Below are 18,601 nucleotides of genomic sequence, written 5' to 3' on the forward strand. Positions count from 1 at the left end.
GCGGGAAACGCCGGGGCACGCCTCAGGACGGAGCGCCTAGGCTGGCTCCATGGCCGAGGAACCGCGCGAGGACCCCCAGAACCCCTTCAAGGGCACGCCCCTGGAGGGCCTGTTCGGACAGCTGGGCGCAGGTCAGTTCGACCTCAACCAGATGATGTCCCAGATGCAGCGGATGTTCGAGCCGCACGAGGGCACCGTCAACTACCAGCTCGCCGCCGACGTGGCCCGCCACGCGGTCGCCGCCGAGGGCGAGGACCCGAGCCCCCACAGCGGCCAGGCCGGTGCCGTCGCCGACGCCGGCCGACTGGCCGAGATGTGGCTCGACAAGGCCACCGACGTGCCCGCCGCCGCCACTTCCGCGCTGGCGTGGAGCCGCGCCGAGTGGGTCGAGCACACGATGCCCACCTGGCAGGTCATGGTCGAGCCCGTGGCGCAGCACGTCGTGTCCTCCATGGCCGACGCGATGCCGCCCGAGGCGAAGGCGATGGCCGGCCCGCTGCTGGGCATGCTCAACCAGGCCGGTGGCGCGATGTTCGGCCAGCAGATCGGCTCGGCCATCGGGGCCCTCGCCACCGAGGTGCTCTCCTCCACCGAGGTCGGGCTGCCGCTCGGTCCCGAGCACACCGCGGCCGTGCTGCCGCACAACGTCTCGGCGTTCGCGACCGACCTCGAGGCCAGCCAGGCCGACGTGCTGCTCTACGTGATGCTGCGCGAGGCCGCCCACCGTCGTCTCTACGCGCACGCCACGTGGCTGCGCGGCGCCGTGCTCGGCGCGATCGAGGACTTCGCCCGCGGCATCCGCATCGACGTCGGCTCGATCGAGGAGCAGATGCGCTCGATCGATCCCGGCAACCCCGAGGCGATGCAGGAGGCCCTCTCCGGCGGACTGTTCGACCCCGCGCCCACGCCCGAGCAGGAGCGCGCCAAGGAGCGCCTCGAGCTGCTGCTGGCCCTCATCGAGGGCTGGGTCGACGAGGTCGTCGCCCAGGCCACCGCCGGCGTCATGCCCGCCGCTCCCGCGCTGTCGGAGGCGATGCGTCGCCGTCGCGCCACCGGCGGCCCCGCCGAGGACACGTTCGCCTCGCTCGTCGGCCTCGAGCTGCGGCCCCGCCGCCTGCGCGACGCCGCCAACCTGTGGTCGGCGCTGCGTGACCGCCGGGGCGCCGAGGCGCGTGACGCCGTGTGGAGTCACCCCGACCTGCTGCCGACGTCGGCCGACCTCGACGACCCGCTGGGCTTCTGCGAGCGGCAGACCGCCGAGCTGAGCGATGCCGACTTCGACGCCGCCCTGCAGGAGCTGCTGTCGTCCGACGACTCCGGCGACGCGGACGACACCCCCGACGACCGCGCGTGAGCCTGACCGCGGACATCCGCGACGTCCTCGAGCAGTGGTCGGCGCCGTCGGGCGACCAGGACCACCTGCGCGTCCTCTTCGCCGCGTACGCCGGTGCGCATGACGAGCCAGGAGCGCGCGCCTGCGCGCCCGACCACGTGACCGCGAGCGCCCTCGTCGTCTCGGCCGAGCACGACCGTGTGGCCCTGGTGCTGCACCCGAAGTTCGGCCGCTGGCTGCAGACGGGCGGTCACTGCGAGGCCGGCGACCCGTCGCTCGCCGATGCGGCCCGCCGCGAGGCCGAGGAGGAGACCGGCATCGCCGGCCTCACGATCGATCCCGAGCCGGTGCTGCTGTCGCGCCACCCCGTGCGCTGCCACGAGGGCGGCCACCACCTCGACGTGCAGTTCGTGGCGGTCGCGCCCGCGGGCGCCGAGCCGCAGTGCTCGGACGAGTCCGACGACGTGCGCTGGTTCGCGCTCGACGCGCTGCCCGAGCCGACCGACGACTCGGTCAGGGCTCTCGTCGACGCTGCCAGGTCACGCCTTCGAGGAACCCCATCGCCTCGTCCATCCGCGGGTGTCGCCTGACGATCGCGTCGAACCGCGGGCCGTGGCCCGAGACGACGAGGTGGGTGAGCTCGTGCACCAGCACGGCGTCGACGACGTGGTCCGGCATGTCCTGGAGCCGGTGCGACAGCCGGATCGTGCGGTCCACCGGCGTGCAGGAGCCCCACCGCGTGTTCTGGTTGGTGACCCAGCGGACCGACGCGGGCTCGGGAGCCTCGGGCACGTAGCGGGCGGCCAGCTCGGCCGCGCGACGGGCGAGCGCCTCGTCGGAGCGCGGCGCCCGACGGCTCCGCTCGCGCGCGTCGAGCTTCGCGACCATCTCGTCGACGGCGCGTCGCTCCTCGCGGGCGGACATGGTCGCGGGGATCATCACGATCGTCAGATCGCCCTCCCGGCGCGCCGAGACGGTGCGGGTCCTGCGGGCGCTGCGGCGCACCTCGATCCGGGGCATGGACACCAAGGTAGACGGCTGTCCACACGAACCCCACACCCTCCGTCGGCGTTCCCCACACGATGTGCACAGGTTCATCCACAGGCGGTGGACAGAGATCCGACATACCCATTGACCGAGCCCCGGGAGTCGGCCTACCTTGAGCGCAGTCGAAGCCCCGCTCCGACGCGCAAGGGGAAGGCGCGCCGGGTGGGGCTTCGCCCTTGCTTGCCGCCTCTTTGCGCCGATTTGCGCCTAGGCTGATCGTGACCTGTGCCACATTGGGCGGCACACATCGGCAAGGAGGCCGCTATGGCGGAGACATGGACCGGCGAGTTCTACTGCGTGAAGTGCAAGGACAAGCGCGAGACCAGTGGCGAAGTCCAGGTCAGCGAGAAGGGCACCCGCATGGCCAAGGGTGTGTGCCCCGTGTGCGGGACGAAGCTCAACCGCATCCTCGGCAAGGCCTGAGCATCGCGGTGGGGGCGGACCGCCGCCCCCACCGCCGCTCCCCTCCCCTGTGGATCGCTCGGGCGCGCGTCCGCTGACCTGGGCCACGATGGCCCGATGGCGCCCACCCCGATCCGCGGTCCTCGACTCCTTCCGGGCGCCCTGCTGCTGCGTCGCGATGCCCGCACGCTCCAGATCGGCACCAGCCCCGGTGTCCCCGTCCGCGACCGGCCGGGCCTGGCGCGCGTGCTGCGCCTCCTCGACGGCTCGCTGCCGCTGCCCGTCCTCGCCGACCTCGTGGCGCGCGACGTGCCCGAGTTCGCCGACGATCTCCACGCCACGCTGCGCGAACTCCGTGCCGCGGGTGCCGTCGTCGATCCCGTCCCGGCACCTCCCCGTCCGCGCGTGGCCGTGCGCCACGACCGGTCCACACCCGACGTCGCCGCGCTGCTGATCGACTCCCTCGGATCGGCGACCGCCGAGCCCGAGCTCGAGATCCTCCTCAGCGCGGGCGAGCCCGGCCGCTCGACCGTGGAGCACCTCGTCGGCGCGGGGGTCGCCCACCTGCCGGTCGTCCTCGACGAGCGACGCGTGCGGATCGGGCCGCTCGTCGTGCCCGGCGTCACGCCCTGCCTGGGCTGTCACGACGCGCACCGCTCCGCAGCGGACCCGGGGTGGCGGGCCCTCGTCCCCCAGTTCGAGCGAGGACGCCTGCTCGCGTGCGGGCTGGCGCCGGGCGTGCTGTTCCGCGCGACCGCCGAGGTGCTGCACCAGGTCGACTGCCTGCGGGACGGCACCCGTCCGCCGGCGCTCGGGCGGGTCGTGTCGGTGGCCTCTCCGCACGACGCCCCCGAGGTCGAGGACGTGCCGTTCGCGACCGAGTGCGCGTGCCGGCTGCTCGCCGCGTGACCGGTCGGATGCGGCGGGCGCCACTATCCTGACCACGTGGCCGACACCGACCCGGACGACGCTCCCGACACTCCCCTGACCGGCAGTGCCCTGCGACGCGGGGCCCGCCTGGCCAGCCTTCCCGCCGGCTTCGCGGCTCGTACGACCTGGGGCATCGGCCGCAGACTCGTCGGCGCCCCCGCCGCCGCGGTGATGACCGACGTCCAGCGCCGCACCGCCGACCAGGTGTTCTCCGTCCTCGGCCAGCTCAAGGGCGGCGCGATGAAGTTCGGCCAGGCGCTGAGCATCTTCGAGGCCGCGCTCCCCGAGGAGGTCATCGCCCCGTACCGCGAGGCGTTGACGAAGCTGCAGGACGCGGCGCCGCCCATGGGCTCGCCCACCGTCAGGCGCGTCATGGAGCGCGAGTTCGGCGCCGACTGGCCCGAGCGCTTCCCCGACTTCGAGATGACGCCGGCCGCCGCCGCCTCGATCGGCCAGGTGCACCGCAGCGGCTTCGTCGCCGAGCCGGGCGCCGAGCCTGTCGAGGTCGCGGTCAAGCTGCAGTACCCCGGGGCCGCCGAGGCGCTGAACTCCGACCTGCGCCAGATCGGCCGGCTGGCACGCCTGCTCGGCACGATGATGCCGGGCGTCGACGTGAAGGCGCTGGTGCGCGAGCTGCAGGAGCGTGTCGCCGAGGAGCTCGACTACTCCCTCGAGGCCGACGCCCAGGCCCGCTTCGCCGAGGCGTTCGCGAACGACCCGAACATCGTCGTGCCCCGACCGCTCGCGCACACCGAGCGCGCCCTGGTGACCACGTGGCTGCCCGGCGACCGCTCGCTGGCCGACGTCATCACCGACGGCACACCCGAGGAGCGCGACCGGCTGGGCGAGACCTACGTGCGCTTCCTGTTCGAGGGACCGGCGCGTGCCGGGCTCCTGCACGCCGACCCGCACCCGGGCAACTTCCGCGTGCTGCCCGACGGGCGACTCGGCGTGGTGGACTACGGTGCCGTGGCACGACTGCCCGACGGACTGCCCGCGCCGATGGGTCCGCTGCTGCGGGCCGCCGCCGACGGCGACTACGTCACGGTGGCCGAGGGGCTGCGCCGCGAGGGCTTCGTGCGCCAGGGCAGCACCGTCGACCCCGACGTGCTGGGCCGCTACCTCGGTCCGATCGTGGAGCCCGTGGCGGTCGAGGCGTTCACGTTCGACCGCGACTGGCTGCGCCGCCAGGGGCAGCGTCTGTCGTCACCGGGCGCGGAGGGCATGGGCACGGCGCTCAAGCTCACCGTGCCGCCGAGCTACCTGCTGATCCACCGCGTGTGGGCCGGCGGCGTGGGCGTGCTGTGCCAGCTGGGCGCCACCGCGCGCTTCCGCGGGATCGTGGCCGAGGCGCTGCCGGGCTTCGACGCCGCCTGAGCCTCAGGAGCCGGCCACCACGGCCAGCACGTCGTCGCCGTACTTCTCCAGCTTGGACTGGCCGACGCCCGAGACCTGCAGGAGCTGGTCTCCGCTGCTGGGTCGCAGCGCCGCGATGGCCTTGAGGGTGGCGTCGTTGAAGACGGTGAACGCCGGCTTGCTCTCCTCCTGCGAGACCTCCTTGCGCCACGCGCGCAGACGCTCGAACAGCGCCTCGTCGTAGTCGAGATCGGGGGTGGGCAGCTTGACCTTGCGCTGGGGCGCGCGCGAGACCTGGACCTCCTCGGGCAGGAGGCGGTCGAGGAAGCGACTGGGCTTGCGGCGCGCCTGGCCCCCGGCCTTGCGCGCGGCCGACCACGACACCATGAGGTGGCGCCGGGCGCGGGTGAGGCCGACGTAGAACAGCCGACGCTCCTCCTCGACCGAGGCCGGGTCGTCCATCGTGGCGACGTACGGCAGCGTGCCCTCCTGGGCGCCGGCGAGGAAGACGGCGTCCCACTCCAGGCCCTTGGCCGCGTGGAAGGTGGACAGCGTGACGCCGTCGGTGGACGGGGCGTGCGCCTGGTCGGCCCGGCGGTCGAGGTCGGCGACGAGGGCGGCGAGGTCGGCCTGTGGCTGCTCCTGCGCCAGGTCGGCAGCCATCGTGTGGATCGCCTGCAGCGACTCCCAGCGGTCGCGGACGGCGCCGCGTCCCTCCGGCGGGGTCTCGGAGAAGTCCATCGCCGCGAGCACGGCCCGGACGTCGTCGGCCAGCGAGCCCGAGCCCTCGCCCGCGTGGGCCGACCCGCGCAGCAGGGTGACCGCCTGACGCACCTCGGGCCGCTGGAAGAAGCCCGTGCCGCCGCGCATCGAGTACGGGATCTGGAGGCGGCCGAGCGCCTCCTCGTAGACCTCGGACTGGGCGTTGATCCGGTAGAGCACCGCCATCTCGCGGTAGGGCACGCCCTGGCGGTGCAGCGCGACGATGCGGTCGGCGATCGCGTCGGCCTCGGCGGGCTCGTCGGCGAACGGGCGGTAGTCGACGGCGGGGCCGGGCGAGTTCTGCGACTGCAGCCGCACGCCGAGCGTGACCGAGGGGCCGCGCCCGGCGAACACCTCGTTGGCGGCGGCGACGATCTGGGGCGTGGAGCGGTAGTTGCGCACGAGCTCGATGCGGGGAGCGTCGGGGAACCGGCGCGTGGTGAAGTCGCCGAGGATCGTGGCCGAGGCGCCGGCGAACGTGTAGATCGTCTGGCGCGGGTCGCCGACCACGCACACCTCGTCGCGCCCGCCGAGCCACAGGTCGAGCAGCGTGGACTGGAGCGGGTTGACGTCCTGGAACTCGTCGACGACGAACCACTTGTACTGCCGGCGGATCTCGGCCGCGATGGCCGGATCGTCGGCGAGGATCGCGGCGGTGATGAGCAGGATGTCCTCCATGTCGATCCGGCCGCGGTCGCGCTTGACCTGCTCGTAGGCGCGCAGGACGGCGCCGACCTCGCCCGGGTCGATGTCGCCCACCGTGCGCTGGCGGCGGATCGCCTCGGCGCCGTAGTCGTCGGGGCGGACGTTGGACACCTTGGCCCACTCGACCTCGGCCGAGAGGTCGCGCAGCAGCGCCTGGTCGGCGCGCACGCCCACCTGTCGCGTGGCCTCGGCGACGAAGGCGAACTTGGACTCGAGGATCTGCGGGAACTCGGTGCCGTAGACGCGCGGCCAGAAGTAGCGCGCCTGGCGTAGCGCGGCGGAGTGGAACGTGCGCGCCTGCACGCCCGCGGCGCCCAGCGTGCGCAGCCGCTCGCGCATCTCACCCGCCGCCTTGACCGTGAACGTGACGGCGAGGACCTCGGTGGGCTTGTAGACGCCCGTGGCGGTGCCGTAGGCGATGCGGTGGGTGATGGCCCGGGTCTTGCCGGTGCCGGCGCCCGCGATGACGCACAGCGGGCCCCTCAGCGTGGTCGCGACCTCTCGCTGCTCGGGGTCGAGTCCGTTGAGCAGGTCGTCGGCGTCAGACATGGTCTCCCAGATCGTGTGCGGGGGTGGGCAGCGACCAGCGTAGCCGCGCCCGGCGACACGATCGGCGGTCGCACACAGGCCGCCGGGGAATGGGACGATCGACGGGCACGTTGACCATGACAGAAGCAATCGATCGACCGAGAGGGTCCCGATGTCCGACGCATCGTTCGTCCTGTACTCCACGCCATGGTGCGGCTACTGCCACCGCCTCAAGTCGCAGCTGCAGCGCGAGGGCATCGAGTTCACCGAGGTCGACATCGAGCAGGATCCGGACGCGGCCCTGATCGTCAAGCAGGCCAACGGCGGCAACCAGACCGTCCCCACGCTCGTCTTCGCCGACGGCACCGCCCTCACGAACCCCTCGGTCGCGCAGGTGAAGGCCCAGCTCGGGGTCTGAGTTCTCAGAAGCGCCCGCGAGGGCGACCCGCGGCCGGTAGCCTCGCGCCGTGACCCAGCCTCCGCAGCTCCCCCCGCCCGCCTACGGCTACGGCTACGTGCCGCAGCCCGCTCCGAGCGGGATGTACCAAGCGGCGGCCATCATCAATTGGGTGGTCCTGGGCCTCGTCGTCGTGGGCACGTGCGGACTCGGCATCATCGCGGCCGCGTGGTTCATCCCGATGACGATCAACATCCACCGCGGCGCGAGGGATCGTCAGAAGCACACCGCCCTGGCCGTCTGCACCCTGCTGTTCTGCAACCTCGTCTCAGGCATCCTGATGCTCGCCGAGGATTCGAACCGCTCGGAACGCCCGATCTACTGAGTCCTGTGGCGCGACGTCAGTGTTCGACGATAGGACGTCATCATGGCGCGGACCGAAGAAGCACACCTCGACGACGAGACCGCGCGTCGTAGGCGCATCGAACAGATCCAGGAACTCGCGGCCGACCCGCGGTTAGACGGCGAGGAACTCTACGACGCGTCGGGCCTGCCGCGGTAAGTGCTGGGAACGAGCTCTCGGCGCGCCGCTGGTCACTTCTCGAGGCCGGCCGGCGCCTACCAGGCGCCGGGGAGCTCGCCGCCGTACCACTGCTCGACGAGCCAGCGCGAGATCGAGACCTTCGGCGGCGGCAGCACGACCTGCTCGGACTCGACCGCCGCGAGCAGCTCCTCCCGGTTGAACCAGCGGGCCTCGGCGATCTCCTTGGGGTCGAGCACGAGCTCGGTGGTCTCGGCGACGGCGTTGAATCCGAGCATGAGGCTCTGCGGGAACGGCCACGGCTGACTGCCGAGGTAGCTCGCCCGCTCCACCTGCACGCCGACCTCCTCGGCCACCTCGCGGCGCACCGCGTCCTCGAGCGTCTCCCCCGGCTCGACGAAGCCCGCGAGCGTGGAGAAGCGACCCTCGGGCCAGTTCGGGTTCCGCGCCAGCAGGGCGCGGTCGTCGGCGTCGGTGACCAGCATGATCACGGCGGGATCCGTGCGCGGGTAGTGCTCGGTTCCGCACGACGGGCAGACGCGCAGGTGGCCCGCCTGGGCGCTGTAGAGGTACTCGCCGCAGCGCGAGCAGTAGGTGTGCGACTGCAGCCAGCGCGCCAGCCCCACCGCGTGGATCGCCAGGGAGAGCTCGTCGGGGTCGAGCAGCGGCGCCAGCACCCGGACGCTGACCGGATTCAGCTCGCGCGGGACCCGCTGCACCGCCACGGCCGCGTGACGCGTGCCGTTCTGGTCGCCGAGCAGGATCCACTCGCCGTCGGGCGCCTCGTCGACCGGCACCCAGCGCAGCGCGGGCCCGTCGATCGTGGCCACGTGCTCGCCGCCCAGGACCAGCACCCGCGTGTCGGGGGTCCGCCACAGCTCATCGCTGCCTCGCAGGTTTCCCGCTCGGTCGTGCCGGGCCCGTTCGAACGCGAAATCCACGCCTCACCGTAACCCGAGCCGCGTCTCGAGCGCCGCACGCTCGGGCAGGTCGTCGAACGTGTGCGACCGACCGAGGCGGACGTAGTGGAACGTGCCCACGACCAGACGCGGGTCGAGGTCGTGCATCTCGGCCCACGCGAGGCGGTAGAGCGCGAGTTGGAGCGGGTCGGCGTCGGGCGTGCGGTTGGTCTTCCAGTCGACCACTTCGAAGCCGGCCGTGCCGTCGGCGAGCTCGGTGGCGAAGACGGCGTCGATCCGGCCGATCACCTGCTGCCCGCCGAGGCGCAGCGTGAACGGCGCCTCGATCGCGACGGGCTCGCGTCCGGCGAACGGTCCGGACTCGAAGGCCTCCTTGAGCGCCTCGAGGTCGGACTCGTCCATCACCTCGGCGTCGCCGCGGCCCGGGAGCTCGTCGGGGTCGAGCAGCGTCTGCTGGCCGTACCGAGCCTCGATCCAGGCGTGGAACCGCGTGCCGAAGCGGGCCGCCGCCGAGGGCTGGCGCGGCATCGGCCGTGCCAGCGCCCGGACGAACGCCTCCTCGTCCTCGGCCAGCGCGAGGACGGACGTGGCCGACAGCGAGGCCGGGAGCTCGACGTGGATGGCTCTCTCGGCGCGGGCCCGGGCCTCCTCCAGCAGCAGGTCGAGGTCGGTGCGCAGCTCGGCGAGGCGCTCGTCGCCCTCGACCGGAGGCGCCTCCTCCGCGTCGAGATGGCGCCGGACGGCGGCGGCGAGCTCGCGGCGGCGGTCGAACGAGGTCAGCGCGACCGGCCACGGGACGGTCTGGTCGACCAGGTGCGGGTTCTGGTCGTCGTCGACGGGCGCCTCGGCCCACACCACGGGGTCGCTCCCGTGCTCGGCGAGCCAGTCGCGGACGTCGACGAGGAACTGCGACTCGGCGCGCGGCCTCAGCTGGGTGCGGCCCCAGCGGTGGCCACTGACGTGCAGGCGCCGCTTGGCGCGCGTGAACGCCACGTAGGCCAGCCGGATCTCCTCCATCAGCGCGTCACGGCGGGTGTCCTCCTCGAACGCCTTCTTCGCCGGGCTGGTGAACTCGGCGACCTGCGGGACGAACGCGACGTCGCCGCGCAGCGGTGCCGGGAGCGCCTTGGCGACCGTGGGCCAGCGCGAGCGCCCGCGACCGGAAGGGAAGACGGTGCCCGAGACGAAGGGCACGAAGACCTCCTCGAACTCCAAGCCCTTCGCACGGTGGATCGTCAGCAGCTTGATCGAGTCGGCGTCGGACGGAGCGCTGAGCTCCATGCCCTCGTTGTACTCGCGTTCGGCGTCGAGGTGCGCCAGCAGGCCCGGCAGCGAGGCGTAGCGGTCGTGCTGGGCGTAGTCGCCGATCGCGTCGATCAGCAGCGCGAGGTTGTCGGTGGGCACGCCCGCGACCGGCAGCTCGACGTCGAGGTCGAGCTCGGTGACGACGCGGCGGGCGAGGTCGAGCAGCGGCTCGTGCGCGTGACGGCGCAGTCGTCGCAGCATCGCGGCGAGGTCGGCGAACCGCGAGCGCGCCTCGTCGGAGTAGGCGGCGTCGCCCGGGTCCTCGATCGCCTCGGCCAGCGACACGATCTCGGTGGGGTCGACGCCGGTGGTGGCCTCGTCGAGCGCCGCCTGCAGCAGCGCGTCGGGGTCGCTGGCGTCGACGTCTCCCCCGTCGCGCCACTGGCGGCCGAGCTCGGCGGCGCGACGGCCCAGCAGGGCGAGGTCGCGCTCGCCGATCCGCCAGCGCACGCCGGTGAGCAGGCGAAGGACGGCGGGGTTGGCCGTGACGTCGTCGAGGACGGCCAGCACCGACAGCACGTCGACGACCTCGGGCTGCTGGAGCAGGCCGGTGAGGCCCACGATCTCGACGGGCAGGCCCCGCGAGCGCAGTGCCCGCACGATCTCGGGGTTCTCGTTGGTGGTGCGCACCAGGACGGCGATCTCACGACGCTCGGTGCCGCGCTCGACCGAGTCGACCACGAGGTCCACGAGCGCCTCGATCTCCTCGGCGACGCCCTGGTGCAGCGCGACCGACACCTCGCCCGACGGATTCTCGGGCGCGGCCTTCAGTGGCGTGACGATCTCGGCGACGCCCGGCGAGCCGTAGTAGTCGCGGGCGACGTGGCCGGCGAGGTCGATGATCTCGGGCGCGCACCGGCGGGTGACGTCGAGGCTGAACAGCCGTCCCTTCGCGCCGCCGGCGCCCGGGAAGTCGTCGAGGAACGCCGTGAGGTTGCCCGAGGCGGCGCCGCGCCAGCCGTAGATGCCCTGGGCCGGGTCGCCGACGGCGCTGATGGGCCGGCCCGCGAACAGGGCCTGCAGCAGGTCGCGCTGGGCCACCGAGGTGTCCTGGTACTCGTCGAGCAGGACGACGTCGAAGCGCTCGCGCAGGACCTGCTGGACCTCGGGCAGGGTGGCCAGCTGGGCGCCCCAGGCCATCTGGTCGGAGAAGTCCATGACCCCCGCGTCGGCCTTGGCGGCGCGGTACTCGTCGACGAGGTCGGCCAGCTCGTCGCGCTTGAGGCAGGCCGCGACGATCTCCTCGTGCCACTTGAGCTGCTTCTCGGCGGACTGGGCGCGCTCGATCGTGGCGCGGTCGAACTCCCGCAGCTCGTCGGTGGTGACGAGGTGCTCCGACAGCTGGCCGTCGAGCTCGAGGAGATCGCCGATGACGGTGGGCAGCCACGCCGAGACGTGGCGCAGCGGGCCCTCGTGACGCCGGGCGGTGCGGGCGGCGATCTGGAAGCGCGTGGCGTCGGCGAGCACGCGCAGGTCGGGCTCGATCCCCATCCGCAGGCCGTGCTCGGCGATGAGGGTGCCGGCGAACGCGTGGTAGGTGGAGACGGTCGGCTCGCCGAACTCGGAGAAGTCGCCGACGAGCTCGAGCGACTCGCGCACGCGGCCGGCCAGCTCGGCCGCGGCCTTCGACGTGAAGGTCAGTCCCAGCAGCCGGTCGGGGGCGTAGCCGAGGTGGCCCACGAGCCACACGACGCGTGCGGCCATCACGGCGGTCTTGCCGGCACCGGCGCCCGCGATGATCGCCTGCGGCTGCGCCGGGTCGGCGGTGATCGCGGCCAGCTGCGCCTCGCTGAAGGGGATGCCGAGCACCTCGCGCAGGTGGTCGGTGTCGCGCACGAGCGGCGTCACTCGGCACCTCCGATCGTGGGACCGGTGAGCACGGGACACAGCGTGCGGAAGTCGCAGAAGCCGCAATGGTCGTTCGGGCGGGCCACGAGGCGCTCGTCGCGGACCGCGCGCGCGGACTCGGCCAGCAGGTCGAGGGCGAAGAACGCCTCGTCGGGCGCGGGCGGGGCCTGCGGCTGCACCTTCGGCGAGTCGGGGTCCTTCGCACCGGCGGGGGTGCGCAGCTGGACCAGCTCGGCGCCGCCGGAGCGGGCCTCCTCGACGCCCAGCGACGCGACGGCGCCGTGCTCGACGGCCACCTGGTAGATCCCCAGCTGTGCGTGCTCGGCGATCTTGCGCGGGCCGGGGGCGTTGCGGCTGGTCTTGAAGTCGACGACGTGGACGTGGCCCTGGGCGTCGATCTCGACCCGGTCCATCGAGCCGCGCAGCAGCACCTCCTCGCCGCCCACGACGAGCGTGGTGGTGAAGGCGTGCTCGGCCGCGAGCGGCGTGCGCGGGTTGGCGCGGTGCCAGCGCGCGAAGCGGGTGAGGGTCTCGTGCGCGGCCTGCCGCTCGCGCTCGCCCAGCCAGGCCGCCTGGTGGTCGAGCCGGTGCCAGACCTCGTCGAGGCGTGCCGCCATCGCGATCTCGTCGGGCTCGACGCCGCGCTGGACGACGTCGGCCGCGAGGGCGTGGACGATCGACCCGAAGCCCTGCGCCGAGGTGGACGCGGACTCGCCGTGCGCCTCGCGTCCGAGGAACCAGCGCAGCGAGCACGCCGTGATCCCCTCGACCGCCGAGCCCGACAGAGCGAGCGGCTGGTCCGCCGGGCGCCACGGCGACTCGGCCTGCGTGGGCTCGGCCAGGCCCCACCAGCGGGCGGGGTCGGCGGCGCGCGTGAGGGCGAGGTCGGCGCGCACGATCTCGGCGAGCATCGCGGCGGCCTCGTCGCGCACGGTCTCGTCGTCGGACTGCTCGCCGATGCGGCGCAGCTCGGCCACGACGCCGCGCAGCGAGACGGGACGGGCGGGACGGCCCAGCGGCAGGTCGGCATCGACCCCGAAGCCCGCGGCGATCAGCTCGGTGACGAAGCGCGAGGGCTGGTCGCCGTCGTCGGTGGGCGTCTGCACGGCGGTGACGACGAGGCGGCTGGTGGCGCGGGTGCACGCGACGTAGAACAGCCGGCGCTCCTCGCGCAGCTGCTCGCCCCGGGCGCCGGGGCCGACCGGCCCGTCGAGGTGCTCCGAGCGGAGCAGGCTGCCGCGCGACCTCAGGTCGGGCCAGCGGTCGGCCTGGACGCCGGCGACGACGACGAGCGGCCACTCGAGGCCCTTCGAGCGGTGCGCGGTCATCAGTCGGACCGCGTCGGGTCGCGCGGCGCTGGTCTCGAGCTGGTCGGCCGGGATCTGCTGGGCGCGCAGCTCGGCGACGAAGTTCACGGTGTCGCGACGACGACCGCCCTCCTCGGCGCGCGCCGCGTGCCGGAACAGCGCGCACACGGCGTCGAGGTCGCGGTCGGCGTGGACGCGGCCCTCGACGGTGCCCCACTGCTCGCGCAGGCGCGCGGGCCAGCGAGTGCCGTCCCACAGCAGCCACAGCGCCTGCTCGGGCGGCTCACCACGGCGCAGGACGGCCGCGGCACGCCCCAGCAGCGCCGCGAGGTCGCGGGCGGCGCCGACCGCGTCGGCGGTGGAGGGGTCGGAGGTGTCGACGCCCAGTGCGGTGGGGTCGTGCAGGGAGGCGGCCACGAGGTCGCTCGAGGGCGTCTCGGGGTCGCGGCGGCGCAACGCGCGTCCGAGCCGGCGCATCGCGGGTCCGTCGAGCCCCGCGAGCGGACCCGTCAGCAGGGCCTCGGCCATCTCGGGGTCGAGCGGCTCCTCGCGCGCGATCCGGTCGGCGGCCTCGAGCGCCAGCAGCAGGGTGCGGACGGACGGCTGGGCGACGAGGGGGACCTCGTCGCCCGCGACCTCGACCGGCACACCCGCCGGACCCAGGACGCGCTGGAGACGCGTGAGGTCGGCGCCCGTGCGCACGAGGACGGCCATGTCGGACCACGCCAGACCGTCGTCGAGGTGGGCGCGGCGCAGCACCCCGGCGATGTGCTCGGCCTCGGCCGTGGCGGAGGCGTAGGTGACGACCTCGACCCGGCCCTCCTCACGGGCGGCCGAGTGCAGGTTGCGGTGCTGGCCGGCAGCGCGTGCGTCGAGCCCGGGCGGGACCGGCGGGCTGCCCAGTGCGACTCCGGCCGCGGCGAGGATCCGCGGTCCGAAGCGACGCGTGGTGGTGAGGGCGACCGTGGGGGCCGGCCGGTCGGCAGCGCCGAACTGCTGGGGGAACCGCGTGATCGCACTCGGATCGGCGCCGCGGAAGCCGTAGATGGCCTGGTCGTGGTCGCCGACCACCACGAGGTCGCGACCGTCGCCGGCGAGGTCGTGCAGCAGCCGCACCTGGAGCGGATCGGTGTCCTGGTACTCGTCCACGACCACGAGGCGGTACCGATCGCGCAGCGCGCGGCGGTGGTCGAGGTCGCCCGCGATGGCGGCGGCACGCGTGACGAGGTCGGTGTAGTCCGTGCGGTTCTGGAAGTCGATGACCTGGTGGTACTCCTCGATCGCGTCGGCGACGCGGGCCCACTCCGGCCGCTCGCGCGTGGCGGCGAGGGCACGCAGGTCGTCGGGACCGAGACCCCGGGTGACCGCGGCGGCCATGAACGACTGGAGCTCGGCCGCGAGGCCGCGGGTGCCGAGCGCCTCGCGCAGCGACGCGGGCCAGGACGACGCGTCGTGCCCGCCGAGCAGGTCGGCGACCACCGCGTCGCGCGTGGGCGCGGTCATCAGCTCGGGCGGTGCGGCGAAGGCCTCGGGGTCGCTGAACTCGCGCACGAGGGCGTAGCAGAACGCGTGGAAGGTCATCGCCGGAACCGTGCCCGACGTCGCCGACAGCCGGCGCCCGATGCGGTCGCGCAGCTCGCCGGCGGCCTTGCGGCTGAAGGTCAGGACAAGGATCTGGTCGGGAGTGAGCTCGCCCGACTCGATGCGGTCGACCACGACCTCGACCAGCGTGGTGGTCTTGCCCGTTCCGGGCCCCGCGAGGACCAGCAGCGGGCCGCCGCGGTGGTCGACGACGGAGCGCTGCGACGCGTCGAGCGCGGGCGCGTCGGCGCGCACGGGCTCGGGCCGCTGCAGGACGAACTCGGGTGGCACACGCCCATGGAACCAGACCCCGCCGACAGTCCTCGGGAGCCGGGGAGGATCAGAAGTCCGGCGCGAGGGCGTCCTTCACGATCACCCGGCCGCTGCGGACGGGAGTGCCCTCGTCGCGCCAGTGCTGCTGGGCGTCGATCACGAGATGAGCGGGCAGGGAGCCGTCGGCGCGCACGACGCGCCACCACGGGACGCCGCCGCCCTCGAGCGACATCACGCGTCCGACCTGACGCGCGCCGCCGCGCCCCAGCCGCTCGGCGATCAGGCCGTAGGTGGCGACGCACCCCGGCGGGATCTGCTCGACGACCTCGAGGACGGCCTCGGTGAACTCCTCGTCCATGACCCCGATCCTGTCAGCAGGACCGGGGCCACGACGAGCGGTCAGTAGTTGGGCTGGCTCGGGTCGATCTGGTTGACCCAGGCCACGACGCCGCCGCCGACGTGCACGGCGTCGGAGTAGCCGGCGCCCTTGAGCACCGCGAGGGCCTCGGCCGAGCGGACGCCCGACTTGCAGTGCAGGACGACCTGCTTGTCCTGCGGCAGCTGGTCGAAGGCACGGCCCGCGAGGACCTCGCCCTTGGGGATCAGGACCGATCCGGGGATGCGGTTGATCTCGTACTCGTTCGGCTCGCGCACGTCGACCAGGACGAAGTCCCGACCACCGTCGCCGCGCTCCTTGAGCCAGCTCTCGAGCGTGGCGACCGAGATCGTCGAGTCGGCCGCGGCGTCGGCGGCCTCGTCGCTGATCGCGCCGCAGAACGCCTCGTAGTCGCCCAGCAGCTCGGTCGGCAGCACGCCGTTCGGGTCGCGGCGGACCTTGAGCGTCGTGTACCGCATCTCGAGCGCGTCGTAGACCATGAGGCGGCCGATCAGCGGATCGCCGATGCCGGTGATCAGCTTGATCGCCTCGGTGACCATGATCGAGCCGATCGAGGCGCACAGGACGCCCAGCACGCCGCCCTCGGCGCACGACGGGACCATGCCCGGCGGCGGCGGCTCGGGGTAGAGATCGCGGTACTGCGGACCCTCCTGCGCCCAGAAGACCGAGACCTGGCCCTCGAAGCGGTAGATCGAGCCCCACACGTACGGCTTGTTGAGGATGACGGCCGCGTCGTTCACGAGGTAGCGCGTCGCGAAGTTGTCGGTGCCGTCGAGGATCAGGTCGTACTGGCTGAAGATGTCCAGCACGTTGTCGTTGTCCAGGCGCACGTGGTGCGTGATGACGTTGACGTAGGGGTTGGCCTCCGCGACCGCCTCCGCGGCGCTCTGCACCTTCGGCTTGTCGATGTCGGACTGCCCGTGGATGATCTGGCGCTGCAGGTTGGACTCGTCGACGACGTCGTCGTCGATGATGCCCAGCGTGCCGACGCCGGCGGCGGCCAGGTACAGCAGCGCGGGGCTGCCGAGACCGCCCGCGCCGATCACGAGGACCTTCGCGTTCTTGAGGCGCTTCTGTCCCGTCATCCCGACGTCGGGAATGATCAGGTGACGGCTGTACCGACGGACTTCGTCGATCGTCAGTTCGTCGGCGGGCTCGACCAGGGGCGCGACCACGGGCTTCTCCTTCGATTGCGGGGCTCACCGGGCTCAACCCGGCGCCGACGACCATTGTTCCCGTCCGGTCCCAGCATGTGGCGGGCCGTCCGCTGGGTGGACAGCACGCCACACGGCCCGCAACGCCGCGCTGCAAGCGACCGGTGGGTAACCGACCGCTAGGGTTGGGGCGTGACCCAGACCCCTGAGGCTCGGCCCCGCGCTGGACGGCTGCCGCGCACCGCTCGGCGGGCCCAACTGCTCGACGTGGCCCTCGACGTGTTCGTCGAGCAGGGCTACCACGCGGCCTCGATGGACGAGATCGCCGAGCGCGCGGGCGTCTCCAAGCCCGTGCTCTACCAGCACTTCCCCGGCAAGCTCGACCTCTACACCGCGCTGGTCTCCTCGGCCGTCGACACGGTGATCGAGGGCGTGCGCGAGGCGCTCGCGTCCACCCAGGACAACCGCGAGCGCGTCCAAGCCAGCATGCGCCTGTGGTACGACAGCGTCGCCGACCGGGAGAAGGCGTTCCGCCTCGTCTTCGAGTCCGACCTCACCAGTGATCCCGAGGTCCGCGAGCTCGTCGACCGGGTCACCTCCGAGTCCGCCGCGGCGATCGCCGACGTGATCGTCGAGGACACCGGCCTGTCGCAGGGCGCCGCCGAGCTGCTCGCCGCCGGCCTCGTCGGCATGGGCCACGTCGGCGCCCGCGCCTGGCTGTCCGGCGCGTCGGGCCTGTCGCGCGACGACGCCGTCACACTCGCCTCGACTCTCGCCTGGCGCGGGATCGGCGGGTTCCCCAAGCCCACCAACCAAGGAGATGAGTGACCGTGGAGGTCAAGATCGGCGTGCAGAACGCCGCCCGTGAGCTGTCCGTCGACACCGACGTCGAGCCCGACAAGGTGCTGGCGACCCTGAACGACGCCCTCAAGGACGACTCGCTGTTCACCCTGACCGACAGCAAGGGTCACACCGTGGCCGTGCCGGCCGACAAGGTCGCCTACCTGTACTTCAACGCCGACAGCGGCCGCAAGGTCGGCTTCGGCCTCACGAGCTCCTGAGCCGGCGCCCGCCTCAGGCGTCCAGCCCGAGGCGGGCCATGCGCTCGGCATGGGCCTCGGTGATGCGCGTGAACATGCGCCCGATCGAGGCCAGGTCGAAGCCGCCCGGTCGATCCGCGGCACCGACCACCACGGCCGTCAGCACGTCGCGCTCGGCCACCACCATCTGGGCCTGGCTGAGCGCCTCGCCCATCAGTCGCCGGCCCCACAGCGCGAGCCTTCCGGCCACCCGCGGGTCCGCGGCGATCGCCTCGCGCACCTGGTCGACGACGAACTCGCTGTTGCCCGTCTGGCTCATCGTCTCCAGCACCAGCTGGCGGGTGTCGGCGTCGAGGAACGCCGCGATCTCGCGGTAGAAGTCGGCCGCCAACCCGTCGCCCACGTAGGCCTTCAGCAGGCCCTCGAGCCAGTCCGACGGCTCGGTCTTGCCGTGGAAGCGGCTGAACGTGGTGCGGAACGAGTCCATCACCGCGTAGGGGTCCTCCCCCAGCTCGACGAGGCGGTCGCGCAGCTGCACGAAGTGGCTCCACTCCGACGCGGCCATCGTCTGGATCGCGACCTTGGTGCGCAGGTCGGGCGCCTCCTGGGCGTCCTGGTTGAGCTGCTCCACGGCGCTGAGCTCGCCGTAGCTGAGCAGGGCCAGCAGCTCGACCACGCCCGCACGGTAGTCGGGGTCGTCGAGGGGTCCACCGGGGGTCGCATCGGAGCTCATGATCGGGACTGTAGCGCGGCGTCCGCCCGGCCCGAGGCACGC

18 protein-coding genes are annotated in these 18,601 nt (G+C 73.1%); 10 read left to right on the forward strand and 8 right to left on the reverse strand.

The window, feature by feature from the left end:
• Positions 1-49 precede the first annotated feature (49 nt).
• A complete protein-coding gene (locus BJ975_RS11155; protein WP_179425880.1) occupies positions 50-1,354 on the forward strand; it encodes a zinc-dependent metalloprotease in 1,305 nt (434 codons plus the stop codon).
• Complete coding sequence (locus tag BJ975_RS11160) at positions 1,351-1,923, forward strand: NUDIX hydrolase (RefSeq protein WP_179425882.1); 573 nt, start codon at positions 1,351-1,353, stop codon at positions 1,921-1,923. Before BJ975_RS11155 ends, BJ975_RS11160 begins: the two co-directional genes overlap by 4 nt.
• Here BJ975_RS11160 and BJ975_RS11165 read toward each other — a convergent pair.
• Positions 1,847-2,353: a M48 metallopeptidase family protein gene (locus BJ975_RS11165; protein ID WP_179425884.1), complete on the reverse strand. Its 507-nt coding sequence runs from the start codon at positions 2,351-2,353 to the stop codon at positions 1,847-1,849. The two genes, BJ975_RS11160 and BJ975_RS11165, sit on opposite strands and share 77 nt — an antisense overlap.
• Positions 2,354-2,644: 291 nt before the next feature.
• Between BJ975_RS11165 and BJ975_RS11170 the strand changes: the two genes are divergently transcribed.
• The 3 genes from BJ975_RS11170 to BJ975_RS11180 all read left to right on the forward strand — a co-directional run bounded on the left by BJ975_RS11170 (position 2,645) and on the right by BJ975_RS11180 (position 5,089).
• Complete coding sequence (locus tag BJ975_RS11170; RefSeq protein ID WP_179425886.1) at positions 2,645-2,803, forward strand: DUF5679 domain-containing protein; 159 nt, start codon at positions 2,645-2,647, stop codon at positions 2,801-2,803.
• A 96-nt stretch (positions 2,804-2,899) separates the two neighbouring features.
• Entirely contained in the window at positions 2,900-3,691 is a 792-nt protein-coding gene (locus BJ975_RS11175) for a hypothetical protein (RefSeq protein WP_179425888.1), read from the forward strand.
• Between the two features lie 36 nt (positions 3,692-3,727).
• Positions 3,728-5,089: an ABC1 kinase family protein gene (locus BJ975_RS11180; protein WP_269305691.1), complete on the forward strand. Its 1,362-nt coding sequence runs from the start codon at positions 3,728-3,730 to the stop codon at positions 5,087-5,089.
• A gap of 3 nt (positions 5,090-5,092) precedes the next feature.
• Here BJ975_RS11180 and BJ975_RS11185 read toward each other — a convergent pair whose 3' ends face one another.
• Positions 5,093-7,084: an ATP-dependent helicase gene (locus tag BJ975_RS11185; protein ID WP_179425890.1), complete on the reverse strand. Its 1,992-nt coding sequence runs from the start codon at positions 7,082-7,084 to the stop codon at positions 5,093-5,095.
• 151 nt (positions 7,085-7,235) lie between these two features.
• Here BJ975_RS11185 and BJ975_RS11190 point away from each other — a divergent pair, with 151 nt between their 5' ends.
• Genes BJ975_RS11190 through BJ975_RS16985 form a run of 3 tightly spaced genes read left to right on the forward strand, consistent with a single transcriptional unit; the run spans position 7,236 to position 8,022 of the window.
• Positions 7,236-7,481 carry a mycoredoxin gene (locus BJ975_RS11190; RefSeq protein ID WP_179425892.1) on the forward strand — a complete coding sequence of 82 codons (246 nt, stop codon included), beginning with the start codon at positions 7,236-7,238 and terminating at the stop codon, positions 7,479-7,481.
• A 49-nt stretch (positions 7,482-7,530) separates the two neighbouring features.
• Positions 7,531-7,845 carry a hypothetical protein gene (locus tag BJ975_RS11195; protein ID WP_179425894.1) on the forward strand — a complete coding sequence of 105 codons (315 nt, stop codon included), beginning with the start codon at positions 7,531-7,533 and terminating at the stop codon, positions 7,843-7,845.
• Positions 7,846-7,887: 42 nt separating this feature from the next.
• Positions 7,888-8,022, forward strand: coding sequence for a hypothetical protein (locus tag BJ975_RS16985; protein ID WP_263280662.1), 135 nt, complete (start codon positions 7,888-7,890; stop codon positions 8,020-8,022).
• 56 nt (positions 8,023-8,078) lie between these two features.
• Here BJ975_RS16985 and nudC read toward each other — a convergent pair whose 3' ends face one another.
• From nudC to moeZ, 5 genes are read right to left on the reverse strand one after another with little or no spacing between them, the layout of a single operon-like run.
• Positions 8,079-8,942 (reverse strand): NAD(+) diphosphatase, encoded by an 864-nt coding sequence (nudC, locus tag BJ975_RS11200; RefSeq protein ID WP_179425896.1) that lies wholly within the window; start codon positions 8,940-8,942, stop codon positions 8,079-8,081.
• Positions 8,943-8,945: 3 nt separating this feature from the next.
• Positions 8,946-12,074 carry a UvrD-helicase domain-containing protein gene (locus BJ975_RS11205; protein WP_179425899.1) on the reverse strand — a complete coding sequence of 1,043 codons (3,129 nt, stop codon included), beginning with the start codon at positions 12,072-12,074 and terminating at the stop codon, positions 8,946-8,948.
• Complete coding sequence (locus tag BJ975_RS11210; protein ID WP_179425901.1) at positions 12,071-15,253, reverse strand: ATP-dependent helicase; 3,183 nt, start codon at positions 15,251-15,253, stop codon at positions 12,071-12,073. Before BJ975_RS11210 ends, BJ975_RS11205 begins: the two co-directional genes overlap by 4 nt.
• A 49-nt stretch (positions 15,254-15,302) precedes the next feature.
• The gene (locus BJ975_RS11215; RefSeq protein ID WP_179425903.1) at positions 15,303-15,593 is read right to left on the reverse strand and encodes an MGMT family protein; all 291 of its coding nucleotides are present in this window, start codon (positions 15,591-15,593) and stop codon (positions 15,303-15,305) included.
• Between the two features lie 41 nt (positions 15,594-15,634).
• Positions 15,635-16,807, reverse strand: a complete 1,173-nt coding sequence (gene moeZ, locus BJ975_RS11220) for an adenylyltransferase/sulfurtransferase MoeZ (RefSeq protein WP_179425905.1) — start codon at positions 16,805-16,807, stop codon at positions 15,635-15,637.
• A gap of 171 nt (positions 16,808-16,978) precedes the next feature.
• Between moeZ and BJ975_RS11225 the strand changes: the two genes are divergently transcribed.
• Together BJ975_RS11225 and BJ975_RS11230 are read left to right on the forward strand one after the other, a co-directional pair.
• The gene (locus tag BJ975_RS11225; protein WP_179425907.1) at positions 16,979-17,614 is read left to right on the forward strand and encodes a TetR/AcrR family transcriptional regulator; all 636 of its coding nucleotides are present in this window, start codon (positions 16,979-16,981) and stop codon (positions 17,612-17,614) included.
• A complete protein-coding gene (locus BJ975_RS11230) occupies positions 17,611-17,847 on the forward strand; it encodes a DUF3107 domain-containing protein (RefSeq protein ID WP_317628336.1) in 237 nt (78 codons plus the stop codon). Before BJ975_RS11225 ends, BJ975_RS11230 begins: the two co-directional genes overlap by 4 nt.
• A gap of 13 nt (positions 17,848-17,860) precedes the next feature.
• On the opposite strand, the gene BJ975_RS11235 is transcribed toward BJ975_RS11230, so the two are convergent.
• A complete protein-coding gene (locus BJ975_RS11235; protein ID WP_179425909.1) occupies positions 17,861-18,559 on the reverse strand; it encodes a ferritin-like fold-containing protein in 699 nt (232 codons plus the stop codon).
• Between the last annotated feature and the right edge of the window lie 42 nt (positions 18,560-18,601).

It is taken from the genome of Aeromicrobium tamlense (genome assembly GCF_013408555.1).
In the GTDB taxonomy this organism is placed as follows: Bacteria; Actinomycetota; Actinomycetes; order Propionibacteriales; family Nocardioidaceae; genus Aeromicrobium; species Aeromicrobium tamlense.

What these genes read in the sequence shown, in the direction of transcription:
- BJ975_RS11155 (WP_179425880.1), top strand. Translation starts at nt 50, where the DNA reads ATGGCCGAGGAACCGCGCGAGGACCCCCAGAACCCCTTCAAGGGCACG.
- BJ975_RS11165 (WP_179425884.1), bottom strand. Translation starts at nt 2,353, where the DNA reads ATGCCCCGGATCGAGGTGCGCCGCAGCGCCCGCAGGACCCGCACCGTC.
- BJ975_RS11170 (WP_179425886.1), top strand. Translation starts at nt 2,645, where the DNA reads ATGGCGGAGACATGGACCGGCGAGTTCTACTGCGTGAAGTGCAAGGAC.
- BJ975_RS11175 (WP_179425888.1), top strand. Translation starts at nt 2,900, where the DNA reads ATGGCGCCCACCCCGATCCGCGGTCCTCGACTCCTTCCGGGCGCCCTG.
- BJ975_RS11185 (WP_179425890.1), bottom strand. Translation starts at nt 7,084, where the DNA reads ATGTCTGACGCCGACGACCTGCTCAACGGACTCGACCCCGAGCAGCGA.
- BJ975_RS11190 (WP_179425892.1), top strand. Translation starts at nt 7,236, where the DNA reads ATGTCCGACGCATCGTTCGTCCTGTACTCCACGCCATGGTGCGGCTAC.
- BJ975_RS16985 (WP_263280662.1), top strand. Translation starts at nt 7,888, where the DNA reads ATGGCGCGGACCGAAGAAGCACACCTCGACGACGAGACCGCGCGTCGT.
- BJ975_RS11215 (WP_179425903.1), bottom strand. Translation starts at nt 15,593, where the DNA reads ATGGACGAGGAGTTCACCGAGGCCGTCCTCGAGGTCGTCGAGCAGATC.
- BJ975_RS11235 (WP_179425909.1), bottom strand. Translation starts at nt 18,559, where the DNA reads ATGAGCTCCGATGCGACCCCCGGTGGACCCCTCGACGACCCCGACTAC.